General features: G+C 68.7%; 21 protein-coding genes and 4 pseudogenes. 11 read left to right on the forward strand and 14 right to left on the reverse strand.

Features of this window, described 5'->3' with window-relative positions; genetic code table 11:
* Positions 1 to 80: 80 nt before the first annotated feature.
* Positions 81 to 1537, forward strand: a pseudogene (locus SAVERM_RS01585) (NF041680 family putative transposase).
* Positions 1538 to 1557: 20 nt separating this feature from the next.
* On the forward strand, positions 1558 to 1794 hold the full coding sequence (locus SAVERM_RS44145) for a transposase (RefSeq protein WP_010981665.1): 237 nt from the start codon (positions 1558 to 1560) through the stop codon (positions 1792 to 1794).
* 42 nt (positions 1795 to 1836) lie between these two features.
* Here the strand turns inward: SAVERM_RS44145 and SAVERM_RS01595 are convergent, their stop codons facing one another.
* From SAVERM_RS01595 to SAVERM_RS01620, 6 genes are all read right to left on the reverse strand, one after another.
* Entirely contained in the window at positions 1837 to 3270 is a 1434-nt protein-coding gene (locus tag SAVERM_RS01595; RefSeq protein ID WP_244905190.1) for an arylsulfotransferase family protein, read from the reverse strand.
* Between the two features lie 629 nt (positions 3271 to 3899).
* The gene (locus SAVERM_RS01600) at positions 3900 to 4214 is read right to left on the reverse strand and encodes a hypothetical protein (RefSeq protein WP_174879196.1); all 315 of its coding nucleotides are present in this window, start codon (positions 4212 to 4214) and stop codon (positions 3900 to 3902) included.
* On the reverse strand, positions 4211 to 4984 hold the full coding sequence (locus SAVERM_RS01605) for a heavy metal-responsive transcriptional regulator (RefSeq protein WP_037652979.1): 774 nt from the start codon (positions 4982 to 4984) through the stop codon (positions 4211 to 4213). Before SAVERM_RS01605 ends, SAVERM_RS01600 begins: the two co-directional genes overlap by 4 nt.
* Before the next feature lie 241 nt (positions 4985 to 5225).
* Positions 5226 to 5744 carry a hypothetical protein gene (locus SAVERM_RS39175; RefSeq protein WP_010981668.1) on the reverse strand — a complete coding sequence of 173 codons (519 nt, stop codon included), beginning with the start codon at positions 5742 to 5744 and terminating at the stop codon, positions 5226 to 5228.
* A 247-nt stretch (positions 5745 to 5991) separates the two neighbouring features.
* A complete protein-coding gene (locus SAVERM_RS01615) occupies positions 5992 to 6276 on the reverse strand; it encodes an SMI1/KNR4 family protein (protein WP_010981669.1) in 285 nt (94 codons plus the stop codon).
* A gap of 194 nt (positions 6277 to 6470) precedes the next feature.
* On the reverse strand, positions 6471 to 6917 hold the full coding sequence (locus SAVERM_RS01620; RefSeq protein WP_037652981.1) for an ATP-binding protein: 447 nt from the start codon (positions 6915 to 6917) through the stop codon (positions 6471 to 6473).
* Positions 6918 to 7140: 223 nt separating this feature from the next.
* Between SAVERM_RS01620 and SAVERM_RS01625 the strand changes: the two genes are divergently transcribed.
* The 3 genes and pseudogenes from SAVERM_RS01625 (at position 7141) to SAVERM_RS01630 (ending at position 10226) form a co-directional block, all read left to right on the forward strand.
* Positions 7141 to 7503: an STAS domain-containing protein gene (locus tag SAVERM_RS01625; protein WP_037652984.1), complete on the forward strand. Its 363-nt coding sequence runs from the start codon at positions 7141 to 7143 to the stop codon at positions 7501 to 7503.
* An 853-nt stretch (positions 7504 to 8356) separates the two neighbouring features.
* A pseudogene (locus SAVERM_RS39180) lies at positions 8357 to 8482 on the forward strand (cold shock domain-containing protein); the annotation flags it as partial.
* A gap of 17 nt (positions 8483 to 8499) precedes the next feature.
* Positions 8500 to 10226 (forward strand): annotated as a pseudogene (locus tag SAVERM_RS01630) (PP2C family protein-serine/threonine phosphatase).
* A 25-nt stretch (positions 10227 to 10251) separates the two neighbouring features.
* Here SAVERM_RS01630 and SAVERM_RS45455 read toward each other — a convergent pair.
* The 3 genes from SAVERM_RS45455 to SAVERM_RS01645 all read right to left on the reverse strand — a co-directional run bounded on the left by SAVERM_RS45455 (position 10252) and on the right by SAVERM_RS01645 (position 11683).
* Positions 10252 to 10785, reverse strand: coding sequence for a hypothetical protein (locus tag SAVERM_RS45455; RefSeq protein WP_154696704.1), 534 nt, complete (start codon positions 10783 to 10785; stop codon positions 10252 to 10254).
* Positions 10786 to 11048: 263 nt separating this feature from the next.
* Positions 11049 to 11429, reverse strand: coding sequence for a PIN domain-containing protein (locus tag SAVERM_RS01640; protein WP_174514675.1), 381 nt, complete (start codon positions 11427 to 11429; stop codon positions 11049 to 11051).
* On the reverse strand, positions 11426 to 11683 hold the full coding sequence (locus SAVERM_RS01645) for a hypothetical protein (protein WP_037653012.1): 258 nt from the start codon (positions 11681 to 11683) through the stop codon (positions 11426 to 11428). The genes SAVERM_RS01640 and SAVERM_RS01645 overlap by 4 nt, the downstream gene beginning before the upstream one ends.
* A 162-nt stretch (positions 11684 to 11845) precedes the next feature.
* Between SAVERM_RS01645 and SAVERM_RS42115 the strand changes: the two genes are divergently transcribed.
* On the forward strand, positions 11846 to 12028 hold the full coding sequence (locus tag SAVERM_RS42115) for a hypothetical protein (RefSeq protein WP_137951555.1): 183 nt from the start codon (positions 11846 to 11848) through the stop codon (positions 12026 to 12028).
* A gap of 95 nt (positions 12029 to 12123) precedes the next feature.
* Here SAVERM_RS42115 and SAVERM_RS01650 read toward each other — a convergent pair whose 3' ends face one another.
* Positions 12124 to 12378, reverse strand: a complete 255-nt coding sequence (locus SAVERM_RS01650) for a hypothetical protein (protein WP_237528689.1) — start codon at positions 12376 to 12378, stop codon at positions 12124 to 12126.
* A 1331-nt stretch (positions 12379 to 13709) separates the two neighbouring features.
* Between SAVERM_RS01650 and SAVERM_RS01655 the strand changes: the two genes are divergently transcribed.
* Both SAVERM_RS01655 and SAVERM_RS42565 read left to right on the forward strand, forming a co-directional pair.
* A complete protein-coding gene (locus SAVERM_RS01655; RefSeq protein ID WP_010981680.1) occupies positions 13710 to 14024 on the forward strand; it encodes a MerR family transcriptional regulator in 315 nt (104 codons plus the stop codon).
* Positions 14025 to 14186: 162 nt separating this feature from the next.
* Positions 14187 to 14345, forward strand: coding sequence for a hypothetical protein (locus SAVERM_RS42565; protein WP_154696705.1), 159 nt, complete (start codon positions 14187 to 14189; stop codon positions 14343 to 14345).
* A gap of 265 nt (positions 14346 to 14610) precedes the next feature.
* Here the strand turns inward: SAVERM_RS42565 and SAVERM_RS01660 are convergent, their stop codons facing one another.
* Positions 14611 to 15285, reverse strand: a complete 675-nt coding sequence (locus tag SAVERM_RS01660; RefSeq protein WP_010981681.1) for a LysE family translocator — start codon at positions 15283 to 15285, stop codon at positions 14611 to 14613.
* 101 nt (positions 15286 to 15386) lie between these two features.
* A pseudogene (locus tag SAVERM_RS44155) lies at positions 15387 to 15787 on the reverse strand (diaminobutyrate--2-oxoglutarate transaminase); the annotation flags it as partial.
* Between SAVERM_RS44155 and SAVERM_RS42970 the strand changes: the two are divergent.
* Both SAVERM_RS42970 and SAVERM_RS01675 read left to right on the forward strand, forming a co-directional pair.
* On the forward strand, positions 15708 to 16127 hold the full coding sequence (locus tag SAVERM_RS42970) for a hypothetical protein (protein WP_162604334.1): 420 nt from the start codon (positions 15708 to 15710) through the stop codon (positions 16125 to 16127). The pseudogene SAVERM_RS44155 and the gene SAVERM_RS42970 sit on opposite strands and share 80 nt — an antisense overlap.
* A gap of 83 nt (positions 16128 to 16210) precedes the next feature.
* Positions 16211 to 18427, forward strand: coding sequence for an NACHT domain-containing protein (locus SAVERM_RS01675; RefSeq protein ID WP_010981683.1), 2217 nt, complete (start codon positions 16211 to 16213; stop codon positions 18425 to 18427).
* Between the two features lie 815 nt (positions 18428 to 19242).
* Here the strand turns inward: SAVERM_RS01675 and SAVERM_RS01680 are convergent.
* Positions 19243 to 19557, reverse strand: a complete 315-nt coding sequence (locus SAVERM_RS01680) for a hypothetical protein (RefSeq protein ID WP_010981684.1) — start codon at positions 19555 to 19557, stop codon at positions 19243 to 19245.
* Positions 19558 to 19954: 397 nt separating this feature from the next.
* A complete protein-coding gene (locus SAVERM_RS42875; protein WP_137951551.1) occupies positions 19955 to 20308 on the reverse strand; it encodes a hypothetical protein in 354 nt (117 codons plus the stop codon).
* Positions 20309 to 20471: 163 nt separating this feature from the next.
* On the opposite strand from SAVERM_RS42875, the gene SAVERM_RS01690 reads away from it, so the two are divergent.
* The gene (locus tag SAVERM_RS01690; RefSeq protein ID WP_037652988.1) at positions 20472 to 23942 is read left to right on the forward strand and encodes a tetratricopeptide repeat protein; all 3471 of its coding nucleotides are present in this window, start codon (positions 20472 to 20474) and stop codon (positions 23940 to 23942) included.
* Positions 23943 to 24232: the final 290 nt, after the last annotated feature.

The following is a 24232-nucleotide window of genomic DNA, read 5'->3' on the forward strand; positions in this document are numbered from 1 at the left end:
CCGGCGTACACGGAAACGGCCTTCAGCTGAACATGTGCTCCGACCAAGGAACACACACGTCCAGCACGAAGGCCGTGAGGATGAGTCTGCTGCATCACGACTCCCGATCGGAGGCATTGGCGCAACTGTCATGCTTCCGGGGCGAGTTCTACTCCTGTCTGACCGCTCGTTCGGACGCGTTGTTCGAGCTGGCCGATGCCGTTCTGTGTGGCGACGGACCGGTGAGGTCGCTGGCCGAGCTGTCGCTGGTGGGTGAACACCGCCGAGGCCATGGCGGCCTCTACGCCGCCCTGGCCCGTGGACGCATCGATGCCGGCCGGCTGCGGCGGGCACTGGCCGAAGTCCCACTGCCACGGGCTGCCGACGGCCGGCTGGTCCTGGCCGTCGATGTCACCTGCTGGCTGCGGCCCGACGCCCACACCTCACCACAGCGGATCCTGTGCCACACCTACGGCCGGGGCAAGGACCAGCACATCCCCGTCCCCGGCTGGCCCTATTCGATCGTCTGCGCGCTCGAGCCCGGCCGCAGCTCATGGACCGCGCCGCTGGACGCACTGCGTCTGACGCCCGGGGACGACACCGCCACCGTCACCGCCCGGCAGCTGCGCGATCTGCTTCAGCGGCTGATCACCGCGGGGCAGTGGCAGACGGGCGACCCGGACATCCTCATCGTCGCGGACGCCGGATACGACGCACCCCGCCTAGGCTTCCTCCTGAGGGACCTGCCCGTGCAGGTGCTGGCCCGGATGCGCTCCGACCGCGTCCTGCGCAGGGCTGTCCCACCCCGGCTGCCGCACACTCAGGGCCGGCCACCCCGGCACGGCGGCGAGTTCGTCTTCGGACAGCCCGACACCTGGGACACCCCGGACACCGAAACCGTCACCGACACACGCCTCTACGGCCAAGCCACCGCCCGCTCATGGAACCGGCTCCACCCCAAACTGACCCACCGTTCCTCCTGGGCAGCCGCCGACGGCACCCTCCCGATCGTCGAAGGGACGGTCATCCGCCTGGACATCGCCCACCTGCCCAGCGGAGCAACACCCAAGCCGGTCTGGCTGTGGTGGTCAGGCACCGATGCCACACCGGCGGACGCCGACCGTCTCTGGCAGGCATACCTGCGACGCTTCGACATCGAGCACACCTTCCGCCTGTTCAAACAGACCCTCGGCTGGACCTCCCCGAGATCCGCACCCCCGAGGCAGCCGACCGGTGGACCTGGCTAATCCTCGCCGCCTACACCCAACTGCGGCTCGCCCGCCCGCTGGCAGCCGACCTACGTCGGCCCTGGGAGAGACCAACCTCACCGGACAGGCTCACCCCCGCCCGAGTCCGCCGCGACTTTCGGCACATCCGCCCACAAGCCGCCTGTCCGGCCCAAGCACCGAAACACTCCCGCCCCGGCCCCGGACGGCCACCAGGCCGAAAGAACACCCGGCCCACACCCCGCCACGACGTGCACACACCGCGCAAAACACCATCGGCGAAGCAGCGAACGAAGAAGTCAACCACCCCACGACCCCGCCGCACGGGTTAAAGATCAAGCTAGTCGAGGCAATGGTCGAGGTCGTGGCGGACGGGCGCGAGCAGCTGGTCGTCACTGGCAGCAGGTCGCGGGAGAAGGCGTATCTGTTCACCGGGGAGGACCTGGCCGCAATCAGCCCGTACCTGACCGACCACATCATGCGGTTCGGCACCTACGCCACCACGGAGCTGACCGCGCGACCGGTCGCGTTCGACCCGCACCTAGACGTCGAGTTCGAGACGGAAGAGGAAGTACCGGCTGCGGCGTAAAGAGCCGGACAACGAGCTGGCTCTGTTTGTCCCTTGCCGCGACTACCTCTTGGTGTCCCTCGTCGACTGTCGGCTGGAGAGGGTCACGACGTGGGAGGTCCCAAGGACCTTGCCCTGCGCATTAAGCGCCTTTACCTGGAAGTACGGTCCGGGGGCGTTCGTGGTGATGGCTGTCTCGAATCCGGAGCGTGGGGCGCGTCTGACAACGACCGACAGGGAGTGGGGGTCGGATCCGGCGAGTACCCGCCATGCTCTGGTCTGCGTCGAGCCGTTCCAGGAGGCGTAGACGACGCTGTGTCCGCCGTCGGACCGTGCCGCGGTACTCGGTGGGTAGTACGGCGTGCCGATCCATTCGTTCCGGAACGCTCGGTACGAGATGTTGGAGCCCGGCAGCTTCGCGTCGTAGAGCAGGTTCTGCAAGCCGTTGCCCTGGGTGTTCCCCGCACCCGCGTACTCCGAGTAGTACGGGCTTTGGCCCCATCCGATGAATTCGTTGCCGTTGGAAAGGGCCTGGGTGTTTCCCTGGGTCGGTGACTCCAGCGGCGGCTGGTGGTAGTAGGTCCTGTCCACGGTTGCCTTCCGGCTGCGGACGTCGAGGTTGAGGATCAGGCCGTGCGACACCTGTTCGGGGGTGCCGTCGGGAAGGTCGCAGCAGCCGTCGTCGAACATGCTGATCCGGTTTCCTGGCCGGAATCGGGCATCGTGCTGCCAGTAGAAGTCCGCGTTCGGGCCGAAGGTGAAGTCGCTCTTCCTTCCTCCGATCTGATAGCGGATCCTTCCGGATCTCTTGGTGACGTCGTAGATCGCCCACATGTTCCGGGCCGAGATCAGCAGTCGGCCGTCAGGACCCTCGTCGACGGAGTTGATGTGAAAGGCATCCCAGACCCCGTCGGACGACGACGCACTGGAGACCGGCTCCTCGGAATCCGCGGGGTCGAGGTGGTCTAGTGCGTTCCATGAGAAGAGGAGTCTGCCCGTGGCGAGGTCGACCTCCTGGATTTCGCTGTTCTCGATGGCTCCGTTCTTCGGGCCTCCGTAGGGGGTGAGATCCATGGGCACGGGCTTGGACGCGATGAACAGCGCGGTGCCCCTGCGGGTCAGGGTGAATTCGTGCTCGTCCGGGTAGCAGCCGTGATGCGCGAAGACCGTCTTGAGCAGGCGGTAGTGCCTGTCGTAGATGTAGTAGCACCCGCCCTGTTCGGGCGCACCGGCCGGCAGGTTCGTATACGCCGGGGGAAGCGCGAGGGTGCCCTGCCACCAGGTCAGCACCGGTTGTCCCCGGTCCCTGCGGCCGTCGTAATAGGTCTGGACCTTGAAGTCGGCGTTCTGGAGGTTCGTGGAGGGCAGTGGGCGGAACCACACCGGATCGCCGGAGTTGTCGTTAATCAGTGCTCCGGTCTGGCCGACCATCTGGTCCGCGCTGAACGGGGCGACGAAGATGTCTCCGCGCGCCGTCCCCGGTTTGTTCGCGGTCACCTTCACCCGCATGGGGTGAAGGGCCGGATCGGAGACGAAACTCCACACATCGCTGCCCGACAGGATCGGGGGCGGAGTGCTTTCCGATGGGGGGAAGGGCTCCGTCGCGCACAGGCGGGCGCCCCCTTGCGGGCTCGCCGAGGCCGAGGGCACGCTGCTTGTGATGACACACCCCGCGACGAGCAGGCAGGCCCCGGCAGTACGGCGGGTCCGGCTTCGTGTCCGGCGAACCCGCAGCTCTCGCGTCGCCATTACCGACCTCCTGGGCATCCGGGCACCCCTTCTCCGGTGACGGTGCCGCTAAGTCTTCGAACCCTCTGTCCGGTTCACCCCTCCGACCCGGAATGGCGAAGATCGGGAGTTGTTCCTCGGGTGACGGTAAGCAGCAAGGGGCCTCTGCGCCTGCCTAAAGCACTCAAGTAGGCCATTCGGCAGGCGCGGACTCACCCGGGTGGCATAGGACAGCGCCGTCGGAGGACCCGCCAGGCGTTTTGGCGACGGTCAACACCGGATCCGGCACAGCAACCCGAATGACGCACCGAACCGGCCCTCGGCAAACACGGGCCCCCCTTGCCGCATACGTTCACTAACTGATGAGCACGCGGCCTCGCCGTCTTGAGCTTGCCCGCTCAGCGAGCGGTCCTACTCCCGGCCTCGTCCGGGGGCGGGCCGAGGGTCGGCATGCCGAGGTCGGCCGGTGCCGGGGCCGTGCGGCAGGACGCCGCCCGGCTTCGGCGCCGTACGACCAGGACGCCGAGTCCGGCAGCCACGGCCAGCACCGCCAGGGCGGGCATCCACAGGGCGCCGATCGCGGAGGTGACGCCGATGCCGCCGAGGACAGCCAGGATCGGGCCCGCGCAGCACACAGCGCAGGCGGCGAGCGCGGCCGCGCCAGCGCCGAGCGTGCCCCAGGGCCGGGACGGGCGGGGAGAGGATGCGGTCATACGGTCGCTCCGAAGAGGTCCGCCAGCATCCCGGCGGCGGACTCGGGGGCCCGCACCTCCAGCTGGAGAGCGGCCGGAGTCAGGTGCAGGGTGAAGTCGAAGAACGCACAGCAGCCCTGTTCCGCCGCGGCGAGCGCCGCGACCTCGCCGGCCAGCTCGGCCCCGGCAGGGAAGGACAGGCGTACTCCGTCGGGGATCTCCTCGCGCTCTTCCGCCTTGCTGACCAGCTGCTTCCACTGCTCGGTGCGCACGCCCAGCTCTGCGCCGCCCAACGTGCACGCCACCGGGGTGTCCCGCCACGGCTCGGCGATCCGGCTCGGGCGGGTGGGCGACAACGTGATCGGTACGGGCCCGGCCGCCACCGGGCTGGTCGTGGTGCAGCCGCAGTCCGGACCGCACGCCCCTGAGGGCGCCGGCCCCGACAGCTCGGTGTGGACACCGGCCAGGTGGGCGGAGAACGCGCGGAGCTCGGCGATCCGGCCGTCGGTCTCCGCGATCCGGTCCGCGGCCAGCGGCAGCATCCGCGCTCGTACGGACGCACACACCCCTTCCTCGCGGACGTCGAGGAGCTCGCGGATCTCTTCCAGGGCCAGGCCGAGCAGCTTGGCCGAGGAGATGAAGGCCAGGCGCTCCACCGCGTCCTCGCCGTACACCCGGTACCCGGACGGCGTGCGGTCGGCGGGCAGCAGGCCGGCGTCCTCGTAGAAGCGCAGCGTCGTGGCCGGTACGCCGGAGCGTTCGGCCAGCTGCGAGATGCGGTAGGTCGTCACACCGCCGACGGTAAACCTTCGACCCGACTTGAAGGTCAAGTGCCGGCCCGGCCGAGCAGGGGCTCGGCCGGGCACGGATCAGCTGGGCAGCAGCTCGTCGACGAGCGCGCGGACGCGGGTCTCGATCTCATCCCCGCCTCTCGTCGAAGGCGAACCGGTCCTCGTCCACGTTGGTCTGAACTGCCCGGCGCTCCTCGTAGCGAAGAGATATCGCGGACGCTGCCGAGAGGTCGCCGGCCGGTCACCACACGTCGACGGACCAGACGTCGCCCCTCTGATGTCCGTCTGGATCTGGGTCGCCTGACCCGTACGGGTCAGGGTCGGCGACGACGTGGATGCGGGCGGCGGACGCGGATACGCGGTAGCAGTCCATGTCACTCGAAGTGTTGTGCTTGTCAAGTTCGATCGTGCGGCCCAGGGCCAGGATGGCGGCCTGCAGTTGCTTGAAGGGGACTCTGGGTGCGAATTCCCCGTACTCCCGCGAGAGCGGGGACGGCACGGTGTTCGGGGACTGGTCGTACAGCAGCCGTTGGATCTTCACGCCGAAGCCGAAGCACGACATCTGCCCTTGCCGCCCTGGCTGGTCCGGCGAGAAGTTGATTTCCACGAGCCCGTAGTCCCGCCGCAGTAGGCCACCACCGGGAACATCGAGGCATGTCGCCCCCAGGGCAGCCTCCCAGGCTTCCGGGCCGGCACCGAGGCCAACTCCCCGGACCTCACCGCAAACGGCGACGTGAGCGTAGAAGTCCAAAGCGGACACCCGCCAGCTCCCTCAACTATCCGGACAGGACACCACTTGCTGATCTCCGCACAGGACAGGCGGATCAGTGCCCAGTATTCGGTGATCGTACAGAGCGGCCAGTCATGACAGTCGCCGGGTGAGTTCGTCGCCGTCGTCGAAGTCGAAGTCCCAGGCGGGATGTGTCTTTCATTCCCGGTCACCCCGGGCATGCCGATCATCCCCGGAGAAGCACCATGAGCCCCGCCTGCCCCAGAGAATGCTGGCGTCAAGCCGATGTGGAGTCGCCAGGATCGACACCCAAGGCGCTGCCTGCAGTGAGGTTCTCGACGAACATCCTGAAGTCACTCGCGAGTGCGAGTTCGGTGTCGAGATCGGTATCGAACCAGGTGACCGATGGCTCACCGTTCGGGCCACAGGCTCGGTAGTCGAGACTGATCCAGCAGTGCCCGTCGCCAGAGAGAAGCACGATCGGCGATGGCAGCTCCCACTCTTTGACCAAGTAGGGGGTGTCGAGCAACGATGTCATCCGCTCGCGTCGCCCGATGCCCATCAGATCTTCGAAGGGAACGTGGTCTTCGCTCCACGAAGTGGGTCGGTTGGTGGGGAAAGCTTCGTCGCGATGGCGTCAAGGTCGTCCTGGCTGAACGTCGACAGGTTCGTGCCTTTGGGCAGGTACTGCCGGAGCAGCTTGTTGGTGTTCTTTCAGTCGCAGACCGTTGTGATGATTGCGGTGTGCGGGTTGCTCTACTGGGGTCGGCGGCCGGTGATGTCTGCGCCAGGGGTATCGGGCAGGGCGATGCGGGCAGTGATGCGTTTGCCGACCGGCTCGCGCTGGACTTCGAACTCCTGGGAGATGGCCATCACGATTTCCAGACCGTGCTGGCCGATCCGGCCGGGGTCGGCGGCGCGGGCCACAGGCAGGACGGGGTCGCTGTCCCAGACGACGACTTCCACCAGGTCCCCGGCGAGGCGCAGTTGCATCAGGACAGGGCCGGGGGCGTACTTGCGCGCATTGGTGACCAGCTCGCTGACGACCAGCTGGGTCAGGTCCATGGCGCGCGCGGACACCGGCACGCCGTACTCGCTCTGGACGCGGGTAAGGAATTCGACCGCGAGCTGGCGGGCTTCGGCGATGCAGGAGCCGTCGCCGTCCAGGGCCACGGCGGTCTCGATCACATCGGCGCCCGGCATGACGTTTCCCGCACTGCCGGGGGCTGCTTCCACGGCTCCACCCTCAGTCCCCTGTGTTCACGCGGCTGCGTGACGTGTACCCCGCCGCCTGCCGCACATGCGCGCTCGGTGTTGGAGGAAAGACTGTATAGGTGTACCTCGCCAGGGGACTGGGGCAGGGTGGGTGCGCACGCGTTGTGCCAGGATCAGAGATCCCCAGTCAGCGAGCCCAGTCGAGGAAGTTGTGACCGACACCCACGAAGCAGCACGGCCCGGCCTGTCGATCGACCACCAGGCTGTCGACGGCATCCGGATCGTTGTCCTGCGCGGCGAGATCGACCACGCCAACCGCGACAGCCTTCACGAGGCTCTGCTCATACCCGAAGGGGAGGCCGAGCCCCGGACCGTGGCCGACTTCCGCGGCGTGACGTTCATGGACTCCAGCGGCATCAACGTACTCATCACCGCCCACCGGGCCGCCCAGGACGCAGGCGGCTGGCTACGCCTGGCAGGCGTGCAGGAACCCGTACAGCGCGTCCTGGCGCTCGTCGGCATCGACACCCTCATCCCCTGCCACTCCACCCTCGAAGAGGCCCTGACCAGCTGAAAACCCATGCTGCAAGCTCTCGGCACGATGGAGGAAGCCAGCCCCCGGTAATGAGGACCGCACCGGCAGGAGGTTCTCCTGCCGCCACCAGCGCGGCGGCGAGCTGACCGCACGGCCGCCTCGCGCTGACGTCCGGGGGGGTCCCATGCCGTGCGAGGCTCCCGCCATGAGCACCACGCGACGCCGGCTTGGCACCAGACCGGACGCCCCCGCCGCCACCGCCACCGCCACCGCCGGCGGAACCGAAGTCCCCACGGCTGCTCCCCGTCGAACGCATCGAGCCGGACCCGGCAGGCGGCGACCCAGCACCAGGCCGTGGCCGACCGGACAGGCGATGCCACCATTGGGCCGGACCCTGAAGTCCGGCCCCCTGAGCGGCCCCAGGCCAACCAGTCAAGGGGAGGTCCCGGGCTCCTGCTCGCGCTCGCACTGCCGATCCTGATGAGGGCGGCGCTCTTTGCCCTGGATGCCTTCGAAGACCGTCTCTTCCCGCCCCCCGCGCCTGCGGACGACGAAAGCCTTGCCGCCGACACAAGATCGCTCGCCCTGACGACGTCTCCCCCGCGCCCAGCGCGGCCAGGCTCGGACACGGCGAGGGCCCGGCACTGCGCCTATGACGCTGTTGGCGAATCGCCTGCAGGCCAGTGGCACGAGTCTCGTCTCAGGAGCTGAGCCATGACGCGGGCGAGATTCATCCCCCCGGGGTGAGGGCAGGGGAACGAAGCGGATTTCGCCGTGCCGGTGCGGAAAAAGGCAAGTGCCGGGGCCGCTTCGTTGGGCTGTGGTCGGCGCGCGTCACATGTCCGCGCCATGGCACCGACGTTAGGAAGTGGGACCGGTGGCAACAGGCACGGTGAAGTCGTTCGACGAGGACAAGGGGTACGGCTGCATCAGCCAGGACGATGGCGGCGCGGACGGGGGCGTGCACTTCTCGGTCGTCCAGAGCAACGGATTCAGGAAATTGGAGAAGAACCAGCGGGTGGGGTACGAAGAACCATGGACATATCCGGCACCGACACGGGAGATTCCCCCGCGCCCGGCCCCCAGACGTCCTCTGGCGCCCTGCTTGGTGCAACGCTGGAGGACGTGCAGACGGCTGTCGTTGCCGTCGATGACGATGGACTCATCGTCTCGGCCAACGGCGCGGCCCAGAGCATGCTGGGCCGCAGCTTCGAGGAACTCGTCGGGCAGGACTTCCACGACCTGCTGCACCGCGACAGCTACGGGCATGCCACGCCCCGCACGCGCTGTCAGCTGAGAGACGCGCTTCTCGCCGGGAGAACCGAGCACGGCGACTCGGAGTGGTTCGCCCGCGGGGACGGCACGCTCGTCCGGCTGTCCTGGCTCGTCGCGCCTTTCTCCTCCGAGTCGGAGGGGGCGGGTGCGCTGATGCTGTTGTACGGATCGAATCGGGGTGTATCGGACGAGGGCGACGATGAGGTCCCCGCACCGCTGACGGAGCTGGACCGCCTGGCCCTGCTGGCGGAGACGACCACTCAGCTGACGTCCACCTTGGATGTGGACGAGGCAATGCGCCGGCTGGCGGCCCTGACGGTGCCCCGGCTTGCGGACTGGGCGGTGATCGATCTGCTCACCGAACGAGACGAGGTTCGACGCGCCTTGGTGACGGAGCACAAGGACGGAATCCTGGTCGGGCGGGAGGACCTGCAAGGACCCATGCCCCCCGTGCCGGAGGAGTCCCCCATGCCCCTGTCGCGGGCTCTGCGCGGCGCCGCGTCCTCTCTTGCCGGCCCTGCCACCTATCAGGGCCCGCCCGATTCCGGAATCGCGGTCGAACAGGGCCGCTTGTTCAGCGAGACGGGCATGCACTCCGCTGTCATCGCGCCCATCCGAGGTCTGCGCGACGTGCTCGGAGCCCTGACCCTGGGACGCTCGACACGTCCTGACGCCTTCACCGCCGCCGATCTGCCGCTGCTGGAGGACATCACCCGCCGGGCCGGCCTGGCGCTGGACAACGCGCGTCTGTACCAGCGCCAGCGCAAGGTCGCCGAAACCATGCAGCGCCACCTGCTGCCCCAGCTCCCCACCGTGCCCGGGGTGGGCATGACGGCGCGGTACGTACCCGCTCCGCACGCCTCCTCCGTCGGCGGTGACTGGTACGACGCCTTCGCCCTGACCGACAACTCCCACGCCCTGGCCTCGGCGACGTTGTCGGGCACGACCTCGACGCCGCAGCCGGCATGGCGCAGATCCGCAACATGCTGCGCGCCTTCACATGGTCCCAGCCCCAGGCCACGCCCAGCGCCGTCGTCACCCAGCTCGACGACGCCGTGAAGCACATAGCCGAGGTCCCCATGGCGACCATGATCCTGGCCACGCTCACTCTTGGCGACGACGAGCTGTGGCAACTGCGCTGGACGAACGCCGGCCACCCTCCTCCGCTGCTGGTCAGCCATGACGGTCGTGCCCGCTACCTCACCGACGCCCACGGCATTCTGCTCGGTACCGGGACGATCCGGCCTCGCCCCGACGTCTTCACCGTCCTGCCGCCCCGCACCACCGTCCTGCTCTACACCGACGGCCTGGTCGAGTCACCCCACCACTCCATCGACCACGGACTGGAACGGTTGCGCCGACACGCCGCCTCTCTTGCCCACCGCCCTCTGGATTCCTTCTGCGACCTGCTGCTGGAGCGGGTCCGCCCCAGCGACAACGACGACGACGTCGCCATGCTGGCGCTGCGCACGCCCACTCGTGCATAGCCCGGAGGCCACGATCAGCCCGTAGCTACGCCCTGTCACCCGTTCGGACCTCTTGCGCGTGCCCATCACCGGGGAGAGTGTGCGAGGGCACGGAGGAGCAGCAGAAGTGGTCCTTGAGGACTACGACATCTTCTACTTCGACAGCTCCGATCTGCCCTGGGAAGCGCAAGACGCGGTGATCCCAGCTGGGCAGGAGCTGTTCGACGGGGTGCCGGCCGAGGTGGAGGGCGGTCCGCCCCGCGCCCGGCTGGAACTGGGTCGCCGCGACGCCGTCGGCGAGGCCGAACTCTCCGGTGACGCCGGTTTCGCAGAACAAGGCGTCGTCGTGCTGAATCCCGCGCGGCCACAGATTCTCGCCGTCCCCCTCGTCGACCACGACGGGCCCGGCCGCCTCAAGGAAGTGCGTGAACCAGGCGAAGGGCCGCTCGTCGCGATCGACATCGCCGCCGATGACCGCGGGCAGCGCCGACCAGGGGTAGACGGCCCGGGATCCGGGAACGGTGTTGCCCTCTTCGTCGACGGCAGGCCCGAAGGCGCCGATGCGGAGACCAAGGCCCATGCAGGCGGCGCAGTAGCAGTGCGGCCGGACGTAGTTGCTCCGGTGCCCCTGCACGGACCACCGGGGCCAGTGATTGGTACGTGGCAGTCATCCTGTCTTCTTCTGCGCGCGCACCGTCCGGGCGCAGGCCTGGCAGTTCGTCGGGATGCGTCCGTGGGCGGCGATCATCCGCTCGTAAGCGTCCCGGCGGGAGGGCATCCAGAAGTCGGCGAGGTCGGGGCGCCGTACCCGGAACCCCAGTTGGGCTGCTTCTGCTGCTGTGATCAGGGGGTGAGGTCCAGAACCCGGACCGGCTCCCCTTTCCACCGGTTGGGGGCGGTGGTGGCGATGATCGCGCCGTCGGGACGCTCCGGGGTGGGCTGCGCCGCGTACTGACTGTGCGCGGCAGCCCACGTCTTTTGCCGCGCGACGGCCAGGGCGGCGGCCAGGTCCAGATCGAGGACGGTGATGCCGGGAAGGGAAGCCAGGTGCTCGGCCGTGCCGGGCCGGGCGCGGTCGGCTTCGACCAACGCGCACGCCGGGGCGTACAGGAACCAGCCTGATTCAGCGTGGGCGCGGTGGATCAGACGGGAAGCAAGGACGTTGCCCTGGCCGGCTGCGGCCATCGCGGTGTCGTCCAGGACGATGTGCACAGCGTCGCTCACCGGCCGGTCGCCTGGGCCAGGCGCCGGTCCAGCACGCTGTCCAGGTCCTGCTCCTCGGCAGCGGTCGGCGCGTAGCCGTTCCACTCCTTCAACGCGGCCAGGGCCTTCTCCGCCCGCTCGGCCCGCTCGGCCGGAGTCAGCAGCGTCTCAGCGAGACGGGCGAGATACGCGCGCAGCGACAAGCCCTCCGCAGCAGCTATAGCGGCCAGCCGCTCCTTGGCTTCCTCGGGGATACGGACGTTGGCATCGGACATCATCGTGCTCCTTCCCATCCCCGCAAGGGTACGGGTACGTACCCGTACCCGTCATGTGACTGATTTAAGCCACAACCCTGTTGTCTGGCCGAATCCAGTGCAATGCTGTGACGGCGGTGATCTTCCAACCCCCGTGGAGGCCCCACCTCTAACCCCGCCCGCGTGCTGTCACCTGGGCGGGCCGCGCCGTCCCTCCCGACCCTCCCCACAGGAGGGCCGACACCTGCCAGAACGGCCCTCGGCCCGCCACGGACCGACTCCAACATCGTCGTTCTGGCCCTGGGCTGGGGCGCGTTCATCGGCGCCGGGATCATCGCCATGTACTTCCTCGGACACGCCCTCTGACTGAACGAGGAAGACCGCTGCGGCCGACACCAGCAAGGCCACAGCCAGCGAGGGAACCGGGCGGCCAGAGGCGGGCGCCTGAACCGGCGCTCCCCTCAGTCCGCAATGCGGCGTTCGTCGTCCAGGTGAGCCATGGCGTAGTCGCGTTCGTCGGGATGACGGGCCAGGCGTGCCATCACCCACGCGGTCCGGGCGTCCATCCCCTCACCGAAGTCGGCGGCCAGGCGCCGCGCCTGCCACGTCGTGCGCGGGGCGAGCACCCACTGCACGAGCGGGAACCGGACCCGGCCGGTGCCTGCCCCGTCAGGGGAGTGCTCGGAGGGGAGATCAGGGGTGTTCGGGGCAGGCACGATCGCGAGTCTGGCGACGGACCCGTCGACGTCGGTGGTCTTCGGGCCGGAGATCACCGAAATGGGCGGCGTCGGAGCCCGGCGGTTGACGCCTGCTGGGGCCCGCACGGTGCGCCAAGCGAGCGACGCAGCGGCGACTGCACGCGCAGCGGACCTGTTGAACTTGTATGCCGTCCTCACGCCCACGCCGCCGCTCGCCGCGGCCGCCAGCCGTCACCCGCCCCCACGCCCCGCTGACCGGCGATCGTCCGACGGCACAAGGATCGGCACCCACCTGCACGGCACCCCGGCACCGGAGCCCGACACCTCGCACCCGCCCCTCAGCACACCCCTACCAGCCCCGGCCCGGCCTGACCCCATATCAGGTTTCCCGTCCTGCGCCCCGCCCGCCGCTCCCGGCAGTGCGGGGTGCAGTCTGTCTGTCCAACGCGACCTGGAGGACCTGCTCGTGCTCATCCCCCGCCCGCGCCGCCGGACCGGCCGGCCTCGCCCCAGCGACCCGGTCCCCGCTGTCGGAGCCGCTTGCCCCGTCGCTGTGCGAGGGCGATTACCTCACCCGTCGAACATGCAAAATCTATGTTGGCCGGAGTAGACATTGGGTGGTGGCGTGGTTATGGTTTCTCTCGTAGCCAAGAGAGACCGCAGGGCCTGGCAGAGACGAACTGCCGGGCAGCAGTACCCGTAGTTGCAGTTCGCAGGACGGTGCGGTGGTGGAGTTTCGAAGCCAGGTTGTTGGAGGACGGCGACGGGACTGACGACCGGACCGGGTGGCCCGCAGTGATCAGGGGCCGCCGTGAGCAGTACCGCAGTGGCAGTACCCGCAAGTGCAGTTCGCAGTACCCAGCAGTGAAGTCAGTGAGCAGCACCTCGGTGAAGGCGTCGGCTGCGGACGCGCGCACCGGGAGGTTCGGCAGTGGGGTTCTAAGCCAGAGCAGACGCAAGACGGGCGACGGGGCTGGCTGCCGAAGAGCGGCGCTGTCACAGGCCACTGAGCAGTCCCCATCACCAGTAGTACGCAGTACCAGCAGTACCAGCAGTACGCAGTACCCCGCATAAAGAGCAGTTGATCACCGAGGGAAGAACGGAGGAGCCAGACGCCATCAGGATCGCCCGGGCCGAAATCTTGAGCCCGGGTACCGCAGGACATCGATAGTGAGGTGGTCTCCGGTCAAGCAACCGCGATCCCCGCACCCCCGACAGCAACTCGGTCGGGTCAGCGGAAACAGAAAGCCGGCGCAGTACCAGGGCCGGCAGATGGTGTAGCAGTTCCTTCGGGGCCCTGGTGCCAGTACGGCACCAGGGCCCCTCCACGCGTTCCACAGAGAGGTGCAATGACAGCAGACGACTCGCACAACCGACTCGAGGACGACGACTACCCCGCCTACACCATGGGCCGGGCCGCCGAACTGCTCGGCACCACCCAGGGCTTCCTCCGCGCCATCGGCGACGCCCGCCTCATCACCCCGCTCCGCTCCCCAGGCGGCCACCGCCGCTACTCCCGCTACCAGCTGCGCATCGCCGCCCGCGCCCGCGAACTCGTCGGCCACGGGACCCCCATCGAGGCCGCCTGCCGCATCATCATCCTCGAAGACCAGCTCGAAGAAGCCCAGCGCACCAACGCCGAATACCGCCGCACCGCCGAATGAGCGCACCCAACGGCCGCAGCTCAAGCCTGCAACTCCCCCAGGAACTTCACGAATGCCACCCACACATGCTGCCCGGGACGCAAAGCGTTCCGGGCAGCTTCGTCCTCTACGGCCCTGGAGCCGGCAGTGATCTACGCACGGAGAGTCACTCGTGGAGGCGCGGTGACGTCAGCTGGAGGAACCCGGTGCTGCGGCATCGACACCGAGGACGTCCTCCTGGAGGCCCTCGCCGAGCCGCGGCCGCTCTCCGCACATCGACTGCCTGCTCGACTGCACCAGGGTGAAGACCGTCCGCGCATCGGCGGCCGCATCGGCGCCTGACGGTAGCGGGCCCCGGGACGGCCGCAGCATCGGCTAATGCGCGTCGGCCGCCCCGGGCACTCCCATTCTCCGTCACCGGCGCGTGGCCACCCGGCCCGCGGTTCCTCGCGACCCGCACGACGTCCTGGCGGAACTCTTCCGGATAAGGCTTGGGCACAGCGACATCCTTCCCACCCGCCTCACAGGGCAAGCCAGTTCAGATGTCACCCGATCGTGCAGCAGACCCGCGGCGGGGGCAGTGACCCGTCCCGGTCGGTCAGGAACCTCAGGCTGCCGCGGCGACACCGATGCCGATGGCGATGAACAGCCAGCCGGTCGTCAGTTCCCAGCCGTGGCGGACCTTCGGGCGGGCGAGGAACGCCCGTAGCCGCGCGGCGACGGCGACCAGGGCGAACCAGTAGGCGACGCCGATGACGATGTCCAGGGTGCCGAGGAAGAAGATCTGCCGCGAGGTCGAGCCGCCGCCGTGGACGAACTGCGGCAGGATGCTGAGGAAGAACAGCGCCGCCTTGGGATTGAGCACGTTGGTGAGGAAACCCTGGGTGAAGCCGGACCGCCAACGGCCGTGGGCCGGCGCCTCCTCCTCCGGAGTTCGCGGGTCAGTGCCGTCCTCCACGCCGCCGACCGCCTCCCGCCCAGCGGCCCGCTCACGGGCGGCCCGCCGCGCGGCCAGCACTGCCCGGACGCCCAGGTAGACGAGATAGGCCGCGCCCAGCAGCCTGATGGCGTCGTAGACCGCCGGGGAGCGGGCAGCGATCAGGGACAGTCCGACCGCGGCGGCGAGCATGTGCACGCACAGTCCGCTCTGGGCGCCCAGCGCCGCGGCCCGGCCCTTGGCGGGATGCTCGGTGGCCGACCTCACCACCACGAGGAAGTCCGGGCCGGGGACCACATACGCCACCAGTACTACGCCGAGGAAGCCGACGAGGTCGACCGACATCCGTTCTCCCTTTCGCCAGCCCCGCGGCCGTTCTTCGCCGGCCCCGTGGCCGGTTCGCCGCGCGAGGGTCGTGCACCAAGAGGTGCGGTGCCCAGCTCCGCTCAGGCCGCGAGGGCCCGCCTGCCGACCGTCGAGGCCACGGACTCGTCGAGTACCCCAAGGCCCAGTTCCAGTTGCTCGTCCGCCACGGTCACCGGCGGCAGGACCGTGGCCACCTCGTCGTTGGACCCGGCCGTCTCCAGCAGCAGGCCTCCCCGGTACGCCGCATCGCACACCTCGCGGGCCCGCGCCCGCACGGCCGAAGAGCAGCCCCCTCCAGCGCCCGGGCCCCGGTGAGGAACGCCGGGTTGTACCCGCGGAAGGCGCCGTTGTGCTCGCCGGGCTTCCACACGTCGTACTCGGGACGCAGCAGCGTGAGGGCCATGGGCATCCCGTACCCGCTGATGGACTTGGACAGGCAGACGATGTCGGGGACGATTCCGGCCGGCTCGAAGGAGAAGAACACCGGACCCCGTGGTCCGTTCTCCACACCGACCACACCCACCACCCCCTACCCGGCCCGACAGCCCCCGTCTCATGCGACCCTGCCGGGGAAGATCACCCGCGCAGCAGTCAGGCGCGCGTGGAACGAGATCGTCGCAGCCCTCGCCGATGAGGACTTCACCGTGGGCGATGAGCCGTTGCCGACAGGACTGGACAAGTCGGTGGCGTCGCTCTTGCCGGAGCCGATCTACATCCCGGCTGTGAAGGAGCTCAATGACGAGGTCAAAACCAGCTCAACGGCGACGTTCGGGGAACGGCGCCCTGACGGGAATGAGTTACGGCATGATTACTCGCTGTGAGACATGGCGGACGCGGGCGGGGCCCCAAGCGCGTGGGCATGCGCTACTTGTCATTGCTGGTATTTGGAGCGGGCGGAGCGTTAGTGCTGGCGCAGAGCTCCGGCCAGAGCGTGGCCGCAGTGGGGATGGGACTACTGACAGCGCTGGGAGGCTTCTATCTGGCCTGGAAGGCCTTCCAGCAGGACCGCGACCAAGTCACCGCCATGAGCCTGGGGACGGCTGTCGACCAGTTGGCGGAAGCGGTGAAGAAACAGTGGGACGCTGAGGCGTCGGTCCGCCGTTTGAACGACCCATACCCACTGCCGGTCGCCTGGCGGGCCGCTGATGCAGACCTGGTACAGCCCTGGACGTTGCTGGCCGACGTAGCGCGGGGCTGGCCCGGTGGTCCCCCCGGTGATCCCGCCCAATGGCCTACGGATGCCGCCGGGCTGGCGGGCGCTGATGCGCAGATCGGTGAGGTGTTTGCCCAGCGGGTACCCACCCGCCGCCTGGTCGTCCTCGGCGATCCCGGCTCCGGCAAATCCATGCTGCTCATCCGCCTGCTCCACGACCTGATCGCACAGCGACCCGACGATGGCCCGGTGCCGGTGCTGTTCTCCCTGGCCTCCTGGAACCCTACCCACCGACCCTTGCAGAGCTGGCTGGCCGACCAGCTAAGACACACCTACCCCGGTCTACGTGCCCCCGCCCCTTCGGCCGCGCCCCAGGCGGGCCAGATCGACTTGGCCCAGGCGCTGCTGGATACCCGGCGGATCCTGCCGCTCGTCGACGGCTTCGACGAGCTCCCTCCTGCCCTTCACGCGATAGCCCTCGACGCCCTCAACCAGGCCCTGCCCGCGAAACAACCCCTGGTGCTGGCCAGCCGCGCCGCCGCCTACCGGGAGGCACTGGCCCGGTCCGAAGTCCTGGTGCGACCGCTCAACGGCGCCGCCGGGATCCATCTGCTGCCCCTGCCCGCCGACCAGGCCGCAACCTACCTGCGCCATGACGCAGGCGGCGAGCACACCCCCGCCGCCGACCGCTGGAACAGCGTGGCCGCCCACCTGGGCACGAACACCCTCGTCGGGCAGGCCCTGAGCACCCCCCTGGGCCTCTTCTTGGCCCGCACCATCTACAACCCACGCCCCGATATCCTGGGCGCACCCGCCCCCGTCCCTCACCCGGACGAGCTGTACGACACCACCATCTTCCCCACCCGCGCCGCCCTCGATACCCACCTGTTCAACGCCTACATCCCCGCCGCCTACACCCGCCACCAACCGAACCCCCTCCGGTGGTCTCCATCCCAGGCCTACCGCACCCTGGTCTTCCTCGCCCGACACCTGGAGACCAACCGTAACGGCAGCCCGGACCTTGCCTGGTGGGAACTTCACCACGCCAACCCCGCGTACATCCGCCGCCTGACAGCTGGGCTCATGGTCGGGCTCGGGCCTGGGCTCCTGCTCGGGCTCGTGTACGGGGTCGGCCTCGGGCTCGCGGCCGGGATCGGGCTCGCGGCCGGTCTCACGTACGGACTTATAGGTGGTGGGCTTGGGTCCGCCCCCTCAAACATTCCAAGTACACGGCTACGTTGGTCGCGCCGCAGGTTCGCGGGCTGGCTCGGGGCCGGGCTTGCCCTCGGACTCGTGGGCGGACTCGCGTTCGGGCTCGGGATCGCGGGCGAACGCGGAGCCTGGCTCGCGACCGGGATCTTGCCCGGCGAGCACGGATTCGTGGGCTGGCTCGCGTTCGGGCTCGCGCTCGGACTCATTGCCGGACTCGCGTGCGGACTCACGTTCGGACTCACAGGCGAGAAGCCTGCCCTAACCACCATGATCGGCCCTGCGACACTACTCATCCAGGATCTCCGCACCTTCCTCGGAGGCGGGCTCGCGTACGGGCTCGGGGCCGGATTCGTGGGCGGATTCATAGGTTGGTTGGTGAGCTGGCTTGCATTCGGGGCTGAGGACGGACTCGCGTTCGGGCAGGCGTTCGGGCTCGCGTTCGGGCTCGGGGCCTCCCTTGAACAGACAGCATGGGGCGACTGGGTGATAGCCAAGGCTTATTTGGCAATGTGGCGCCGAGCGCCTTGGGATTTGATGACGTTCCTCCAGGATGCGCATCAGCATCGTGGTGTCCTGCGGCAGGTTGGGGCGGTGTACCAGTTCCGCCACCTGGACCTGCAACGCCACCTCGCCCAGCAACCCCGGTCCCTCCCCACCTACGCCGGGCAGCCCGATTCGCCATCTCGGCTCACTGGCGAACAAGCGCGGTCAATTCATCGCCGCGGAAACACCCGAACAGGAAGCCTGTTCGACTGACCAAGCCTCTCGAGCGGTAAGCAGATGGCTGCTCAGAGCTCCCCTTCTCCGGCGGTGCTGGGGGCGGCAAGCAAGGTGGCATAGACGTCTGTACGGACCTCGCGCTGAGTGGCGCGGGCCTAGACGGTGAAGGCCTGGCCAGCGACATTGAACTGGGGGCGAGAACCTGCCGGCGCGGTGATCCACTGCGAATAGCCCACGACGTAACCAGCATTGGCGGTCGCGAGGCGGCAGAAGCCGAACGAGGGTGGGCGGCAGGGCGGAAACCACACGTCGCGCGCGCCGATCTCGCCCGGCTCTCATGGACCGCCCGCGAGGCCGGGGCCGCGCGCCGGTCCGACAGGCGGTAAATGGGCCCTCCTCGGCAGGCCCCGCCGTCCCGGACAGACCGCGCAGGAGGCTCGCTGCCGTGCTCCCGCGTACCCCGGGTACCCGACGGATGCGGAAGCCGACCTCGTCCTGGCGGTGGCGCGGTCGTGCTCACCGTGCCCTTGGGCTGCGCCCGTTACTCGGCGGCCCACCAACTCGTGGGCCTGAGCGAAGCAAGGTTCACATGCGGCTCCCCGAGACCGCGCTGATCACGGTCGGCGCACTCGTCTCGGGCACGAGAGCCCTGTTCTGTGGGGCGTGTTGTGGGTGGGTGATCGCCGAGGACCTGGAGAAGATCAGCAGTCTCGCCACCCCCGCGGGCCATTACGGTGCCGACCCTGACGAAGATCCCGTGCGTGAGGCACTGGCTGTGCCGACTGGCCAGATGCGTGCTCAGTTGGGTGCGATGCCCCGTCCGCTGCCCAAGACCTCGAAGCCGCCGTCCGTCAGATTCCGGCGGCCTGCACTTGGGCGAAGGTGCCGACCTTCGCCGACCATGCCTGCTGATCCGGTACAGCACGCCAGCCGATCAGCGAGTCAGGGGTGACAGTGTCAGGCCAGATCACGTAGCCGAGCATGATGAGTTCGCACCCCGCCGCATGCGCGGCGTCGACCGGGAATGTCGGCCAGTCGGGCCAGTGTGAGAGGTGCTTCTCGGCGAGGGGCTCGAAGCCGTCATCCCGGACCACTTGCAGAAGATAGCCGCTGTCCGCGGCCTTGCAGATGGCAGTGAGATCACGGCGGCAGTTCTCAGTTGCCATGCCAGGACGCTAAAGGAAACGCCGTACTGGCGGAGCGTCGGGTACCGGCGTGGAGGCTGGTCAGCGCCCGCGGCGATCAGACCCCATCCGCCGAGTGCGGCGCTCGGCCGCTACTGACTTCGGCGTTCTAGGGTCTGTCGAGAGCGAGGCCCGTCCCAGGCAAGGAATCCGCCGGGGATGCCGGCCGGTACTGCAGTGCCTTGAGCCATCTACGGAGCAGAGTCTCCAACTCGCCGAGGGTGCGGGGCCGCCAGGTTGGCAAACCTCCGCATGATATGCGCCCATAGGCCCTGGGAGTCGATGGCTGGCGCAGTCAGGAGCGGACGCGCGCGCTGTTGGTCGTGGCAGCAGTGAAGCGCAATGCCGGTAAAGACCCCTGGGCCAAGCCGCCCGGAGGTCAGGAATTCCTCTGCACGATTGAGGAGTTGCTGATCGTGCCTCTGCCGGTTGCTTTGGCGATGGCCTCGGCGTTGTCGATGTTGACTTCCAGGTTCGACACTTCGGCTGCACTGCCGGTGGCTTCGATGCGCACTGCGGCGTCGGCGCCGTGGGCGACCCGGATGCGGTCGAGGTGGCCGCGACGCCGGGCTGTGAGCCGGGCAGTCGGCGGTGAATCCGACCGACCGTGTGCGGCGGAAGCCGCGGCTGCTGCGGCACCGGCGATGACGAGGACCACGGCCGCAGCGATCAGGGCCGGGCTCCACCGGGTGGTGACCAGGTTGGTCACCACCGCGGTGGCGGCGGACAGCACCGCTCCGACCGCCGCCGTGACCTTCGGACCTGGCATGTACATGGCCACCCCCTGTGATGGTCCGACGCGGCAATACACCAACGTGTCCGTCGCCGCAAAGGCACATCCGACATCTCAGTTACCGCCCTACCATCACGACCGATGGCCAGCGTGGAGTCCCACCTTGCCAGAGACTGTCACCGCTGGGGGGCCAACCACCGTGTCTCAGGTATTCACCGATCGCCGGGAGGCACTGGCCGCGGTCGAGCGGCTGACGGGCGAGAGCTCGCCGCTCCGGGTGCTCGTAGTGCAGGGTGTGTCCGGGACCGGCAAATCCACGCTGCTGCGCTACGTGCTGCACCACGGCCGGCGTGGCCTTCGTACGGTCCGGCTGGACGTGCTCGATGTGGTCCTGGCCCCGTTGCCGGTGGAAACCGACGTGGTGCTGCGCCTGGTGAGGTCCCTGGCCATCCAGCTGTCCACGGCCGGGCCCTGGTGGCGCCGACGCCGCCTGCGCCGGCAGGCCGAGCTTATCGGGGCGGAGCACCCCGCAACCATCACCATGATCGCCCGAGGGCACGGGCAGATCACCGGTGTCTCGGCGGTCGCCGACGGGGCCGCGCCTACCGCGCAACGCCGGGAGGCGTGGGTGCAGGCGATGCTGAGCATCGCCGCACGGGTGCGCCGCCCGGTTTTGCTGGTGGTGGATACAACGGAGTTGCTGTATGTGTTCGACGATGCCGCCCGAGAAGACCGGGCTCGCACGGCGATCGGCGTCGGAGACTGGTTCGTGCGGGACATGCTGGTCCGGCTGCTGGACGTGTCTGCCCGGCTGCGGGTGATCCTTGCGGGGCAGGACCAGCTGACGATGACGGGCCTGCCCGATTCGGCCTGGCAGGAGCTGGAACTTTCACCCTGGAGTCAGGACGACGTCGTCGACCACTTTGCCGCCTTGGGCCTGGGCCTGGAGCCGGCGCGACAGGCCTACATGATGTCCGGCGGAATGCCACTGATCGCAGCCGCCATCGCTGACCTTTGCCAGAGCGGAATCGGCGGTGAGGGCGCGTGGCTGGATCAGGCGGCGGGGCAGCCGACGTCGACCTGGCTGGTGGACAACATTCTGGGTCGGCTCTCGGCCGAGCAGCGCATGCTGGTACAGGCCGCCTGCGTGTTACGAGTCATCACCGAGCCCGCGCTGGCCCGCCTGGTGGCCGACACCCCGCTAAGCGCCGGCTGGTTCACTGCCCTGGCTCGCCACCAACTCTTACAGACCGCGCCAGCCACAAACCGGGCACCCCGTCTGGTGATGCACGCCACCATTCGGGGATGGCTGCTGGAGCACCTGGCCCGCGCCGACCGCGACCGGATCCCCGACCGCCGGCAGCTCCCGCGCTGGCACCGGGCCGCTGCCGAGTTCTACGCCGCCTTGGCCGAGGGGAGACTCTCTGCCGAGGAGATGTACCACCGCTTCGCCGCCGGAGACGCCGCTCCCACCAGATGCCGGCTATGGGAACAGGCCGTCCTGGCAGCCGTCACCGACGGCCGTCTCGGTGATGCGTTCACACTGGCCCAGACCGCGACTGTCGCGGCCGCCGAACCGGCCCAGCCGACCGTGCCCCACCCCGCGTTGGCACTGGCCTTCCATGCCCAGGCCCACATCGCGCTCTTGCAAGGCCACCTGCACCAGGCCGACCGTCTGGCCGCCGACGCCGACCGGCACTACCAGCAAGTGCCCGACACTTTCGGGCAGGCACAAGTGGCCTGGATGCGGGGCGAGCTGGCCTGGCGCGAGGACCGCTACGACGACGCCGCGGCTTTCTGGCGCCGCTCACTTCACACCCCTGGAGGCATCACCGAACCGGCCGACCGCGCCGACCTGGCTCTCGCATTAGCCCGTGCCGTCTGCTGCATCGGTGACCTGCCCGCCCTCGACACCGCCGTCGACACTGCACGCCATCTGGCCGCCGACGCCACCGCACCGGCTCCACATCCGACCGATACGACCGCTCACCGGCTCCCGATGATCCCGCTCACCCCCACCACTACGGCCCAGATCCGCCCCGTCACCCTGCTGCGTCTCCAAGCCACCGGCGCCTTCCTCACCAGCAACTATGCCCGCGCCGATGCCCTCATCACGCAGGGTGTCCGCCTGGCCGGCACACTCGGCGAACCCGGCAGGCACGAACAAGCCCTGCTCCACGCCGTGTACGCGAGTGCCGCGCTGCTGCGCGACGACCTCGACGCCGCCGAAGAGGCGCTGAAGCAGGGTCTACAGGCTGCCCGGAACTGTCCCAACGCTCGATGCCGTATCAACCTCCTGCTTCGGCAGGCGCGCCTGGCCCGAATCAGAGCCCAATCCGGCCCCGGTCTGCCCACACACCCGAACCCCGCACCAGCAGCGGTCCAGATCTCGCTGAAGGCCGCCACCGAAGCGGCCCACCAGCGCGCCCTCAGCGAGCGGTACGTCCAAGCCGCCCTCGACCTGGCCCTCGACCTCACCGACCGAGCCAGCCAAGCCGACGCACTGGACAACCTGGGATATGTCGCTCTTGACCGCGGGGACCTCAACACCGCCCATCAGCACCATGAGCAGGCCCTGACCCTCTACCAGCACACCGGAAACCGCCTCGGCCAAGCCCTCGCACTGAACAACCTGGGAAATGTGGCCCGTGAGCGCGGGGACCTGGACACTGCCGAACAGCACCACAACCAAGCCCTGACCTTGTACCGGCAGGCCGGCAGCCGATTCGGCCAGGCCAGCGCACTAGACAGGCTGGGGATGGTTGCCAAGGAGAGCGGGGACCTGGACAACGCCGAGCAGCACCACAACCAAGCCCTGAACCTCTACCAGCAGATCGGCCACCGCTCCGGCCAGGTCGCCGCACTCGGCAATCTGGGGAACGTCGCCCGGGACCGCGGAAAGCCGGAGAGCGCCAAGCAGTACTACGAGCAGGCAATGGCCTCCTTCCAGCAGATCGGCGACCGCTCCGGCCAGGCCACCGCGCTGGACCATCTGGGGAAGCTGGCCCGGGACCGTGGGGACCTGGACACCGCCGAGCAGCACCACAACCAGGCCCTGGCCCTGTTTCAACAGATCGGCCACCGCTCCGGCCAGGCCACCGCGCTGGACAACCTGGGACATGTAGCTGAAGACCGCGGGGACCTGAACACCGCCATGCAGCATTTCGAGCAATCCCTGGCCCTCGAACGGCAGACCGGCGACCGCCTCGGCCAGGCACACGCACTGGACAACCTAGGGCACCTGGCCTGGTGCCGTAGGGACCTGGACACCGCCGAGCAGCACCACAACCAAGCCCTGGCCCTCTACCGGCAGACCGGCAGCCGACCCGGCCAAGCCACGGCGCTAATGGGTCTGGGGAGCGTTGCCCGCGGTCGCCGGGACCTGGTCACCGCCAAGCAGCGCTACGAGCAGGCATTGACCCTCTACCAACAGACCAGCAATGCCTCCGGCCAGGCCGCTGCGCTGAACAACCTGGGGATGGTCGCTCAGGACCGCGCGGACCTGAACACCGCCAAGCAGCTCTACGAGCAGGCCCTCGCCCTGTACCGGCAGACCGGCCACTACCCCGGCGAGCAGCAGGTCCTGCGCTTCATCAACCAGCTCGACGGTCTCGCCCCGCCTTCGGGCCCATGACGGCGCCTGTACGAGTTAGGTGTGGACCTGCCCCAGATGCAGTGGCAGGCACGGGAGTTGAGCTGGTTGGTCACCAGGGTGGTGGCGTGTTCGATGTCGTCGCGGTTGGCGAATGACCGGCCGACGAGGACGGCTTTGGGGAAGATGCGCTACCAGCCGATCGGCTTCACCCCGCCAATCCTGCCTCCGCTAGCAACGGCCGCTTGGTCATGAACGTGCTGCCTACGTCTATAGAGCCGCGGTTGCTCCTTTGCAAAACAGCGGCTGAGCACACGCGGCGGGAATCTGCT

Source organism: Streptomyces avermitilis MA-4680 = NBRC 14893 (assembly GCF_000009765.2).
Classification (GTDB): Bacteria; Actinomycetota; Actinomycetes; order Streptomycetales; family Streptomycetaceae; genus Streptomyces; species Streptomyces avermitilis.

Excerpts from the sequence above, each read along its gene's own strand:
- SAVERM_RS01620 (WP_037652981.1), bottom strand. The coding sequence starts at position 6,917 with ATGCCGGGCGCCGATGTGATCGAGACCGCCGTGGCCCTGGACGGCGAC.
- SAVERM_RS01680 (WP_010981684.1), bottom strand. The coding sequence starts at position 19,557 with ATGGCAACTGAGAACTGCCGCCGTGATCTCACTGCCATCTGCAAGGCC.
- SAVERM_RS01660 (WP_010981681.1), bottom strand. The coding sequence starts at position 15,285 with ATGTCGGTCGACCTCGTCGGCTTCCTCGGCGTAGTACTGGTGGCGTAT.
- SAVERM_RS44145 (WP_010981665.1), top strand. The coding sequence starts at position 1,558 with ATGGTCGAGGTCGTGGCGGACGGGCGCGAGCAGCTGGTCGTCACTGGC.
- SAVERM_RS01655 (WP_010981680.1), top strand. The coding sequence starts at position 13,710 with ATGACAGCAGACGACTCGCACAACCGACTCGAGGACGACGACTACCCC.
- SAVERM_RS42970 (WP_162604334.1), top strand. The coding sequence starts at position 15,708 with ATGGGCATCCCGTACCCGCTGATGGACTTGGACAGGCAGACGATGTCG.
- SAVERM_RS45455 (WP_154696704.1), bottom strand. The coding sequence starts at position 10,785 with ATGGGCCTTGGTCTCCGCATCGGCGCCTTCGGGCCTGCCGTCGACGAA.
- SAVERM_RS01600 (WP_174879196.1), bottom strand. The coding sequence starts at position 4,214 with ATGACCGCATCCTCTCCCCGCCCGTCCCGGCCCTGGGGCACGCTCGGC.
- SAVERM_RS01645 (WP_037653012.1), bottom strand. The coding sequence starts at position 11,683 with ATGTCCGATGCCAACGTCCGTATCCCCGAGGAAGCCAAGGAGCGGCTG.
- SAVERM_RS01615 (WP_010981669.1), bottom strand. The coding sequence starts at position 6,276 with ATGGGCATCGGGCGACGCGAGCGGATGACATCGTTGCTCGACACCCCC.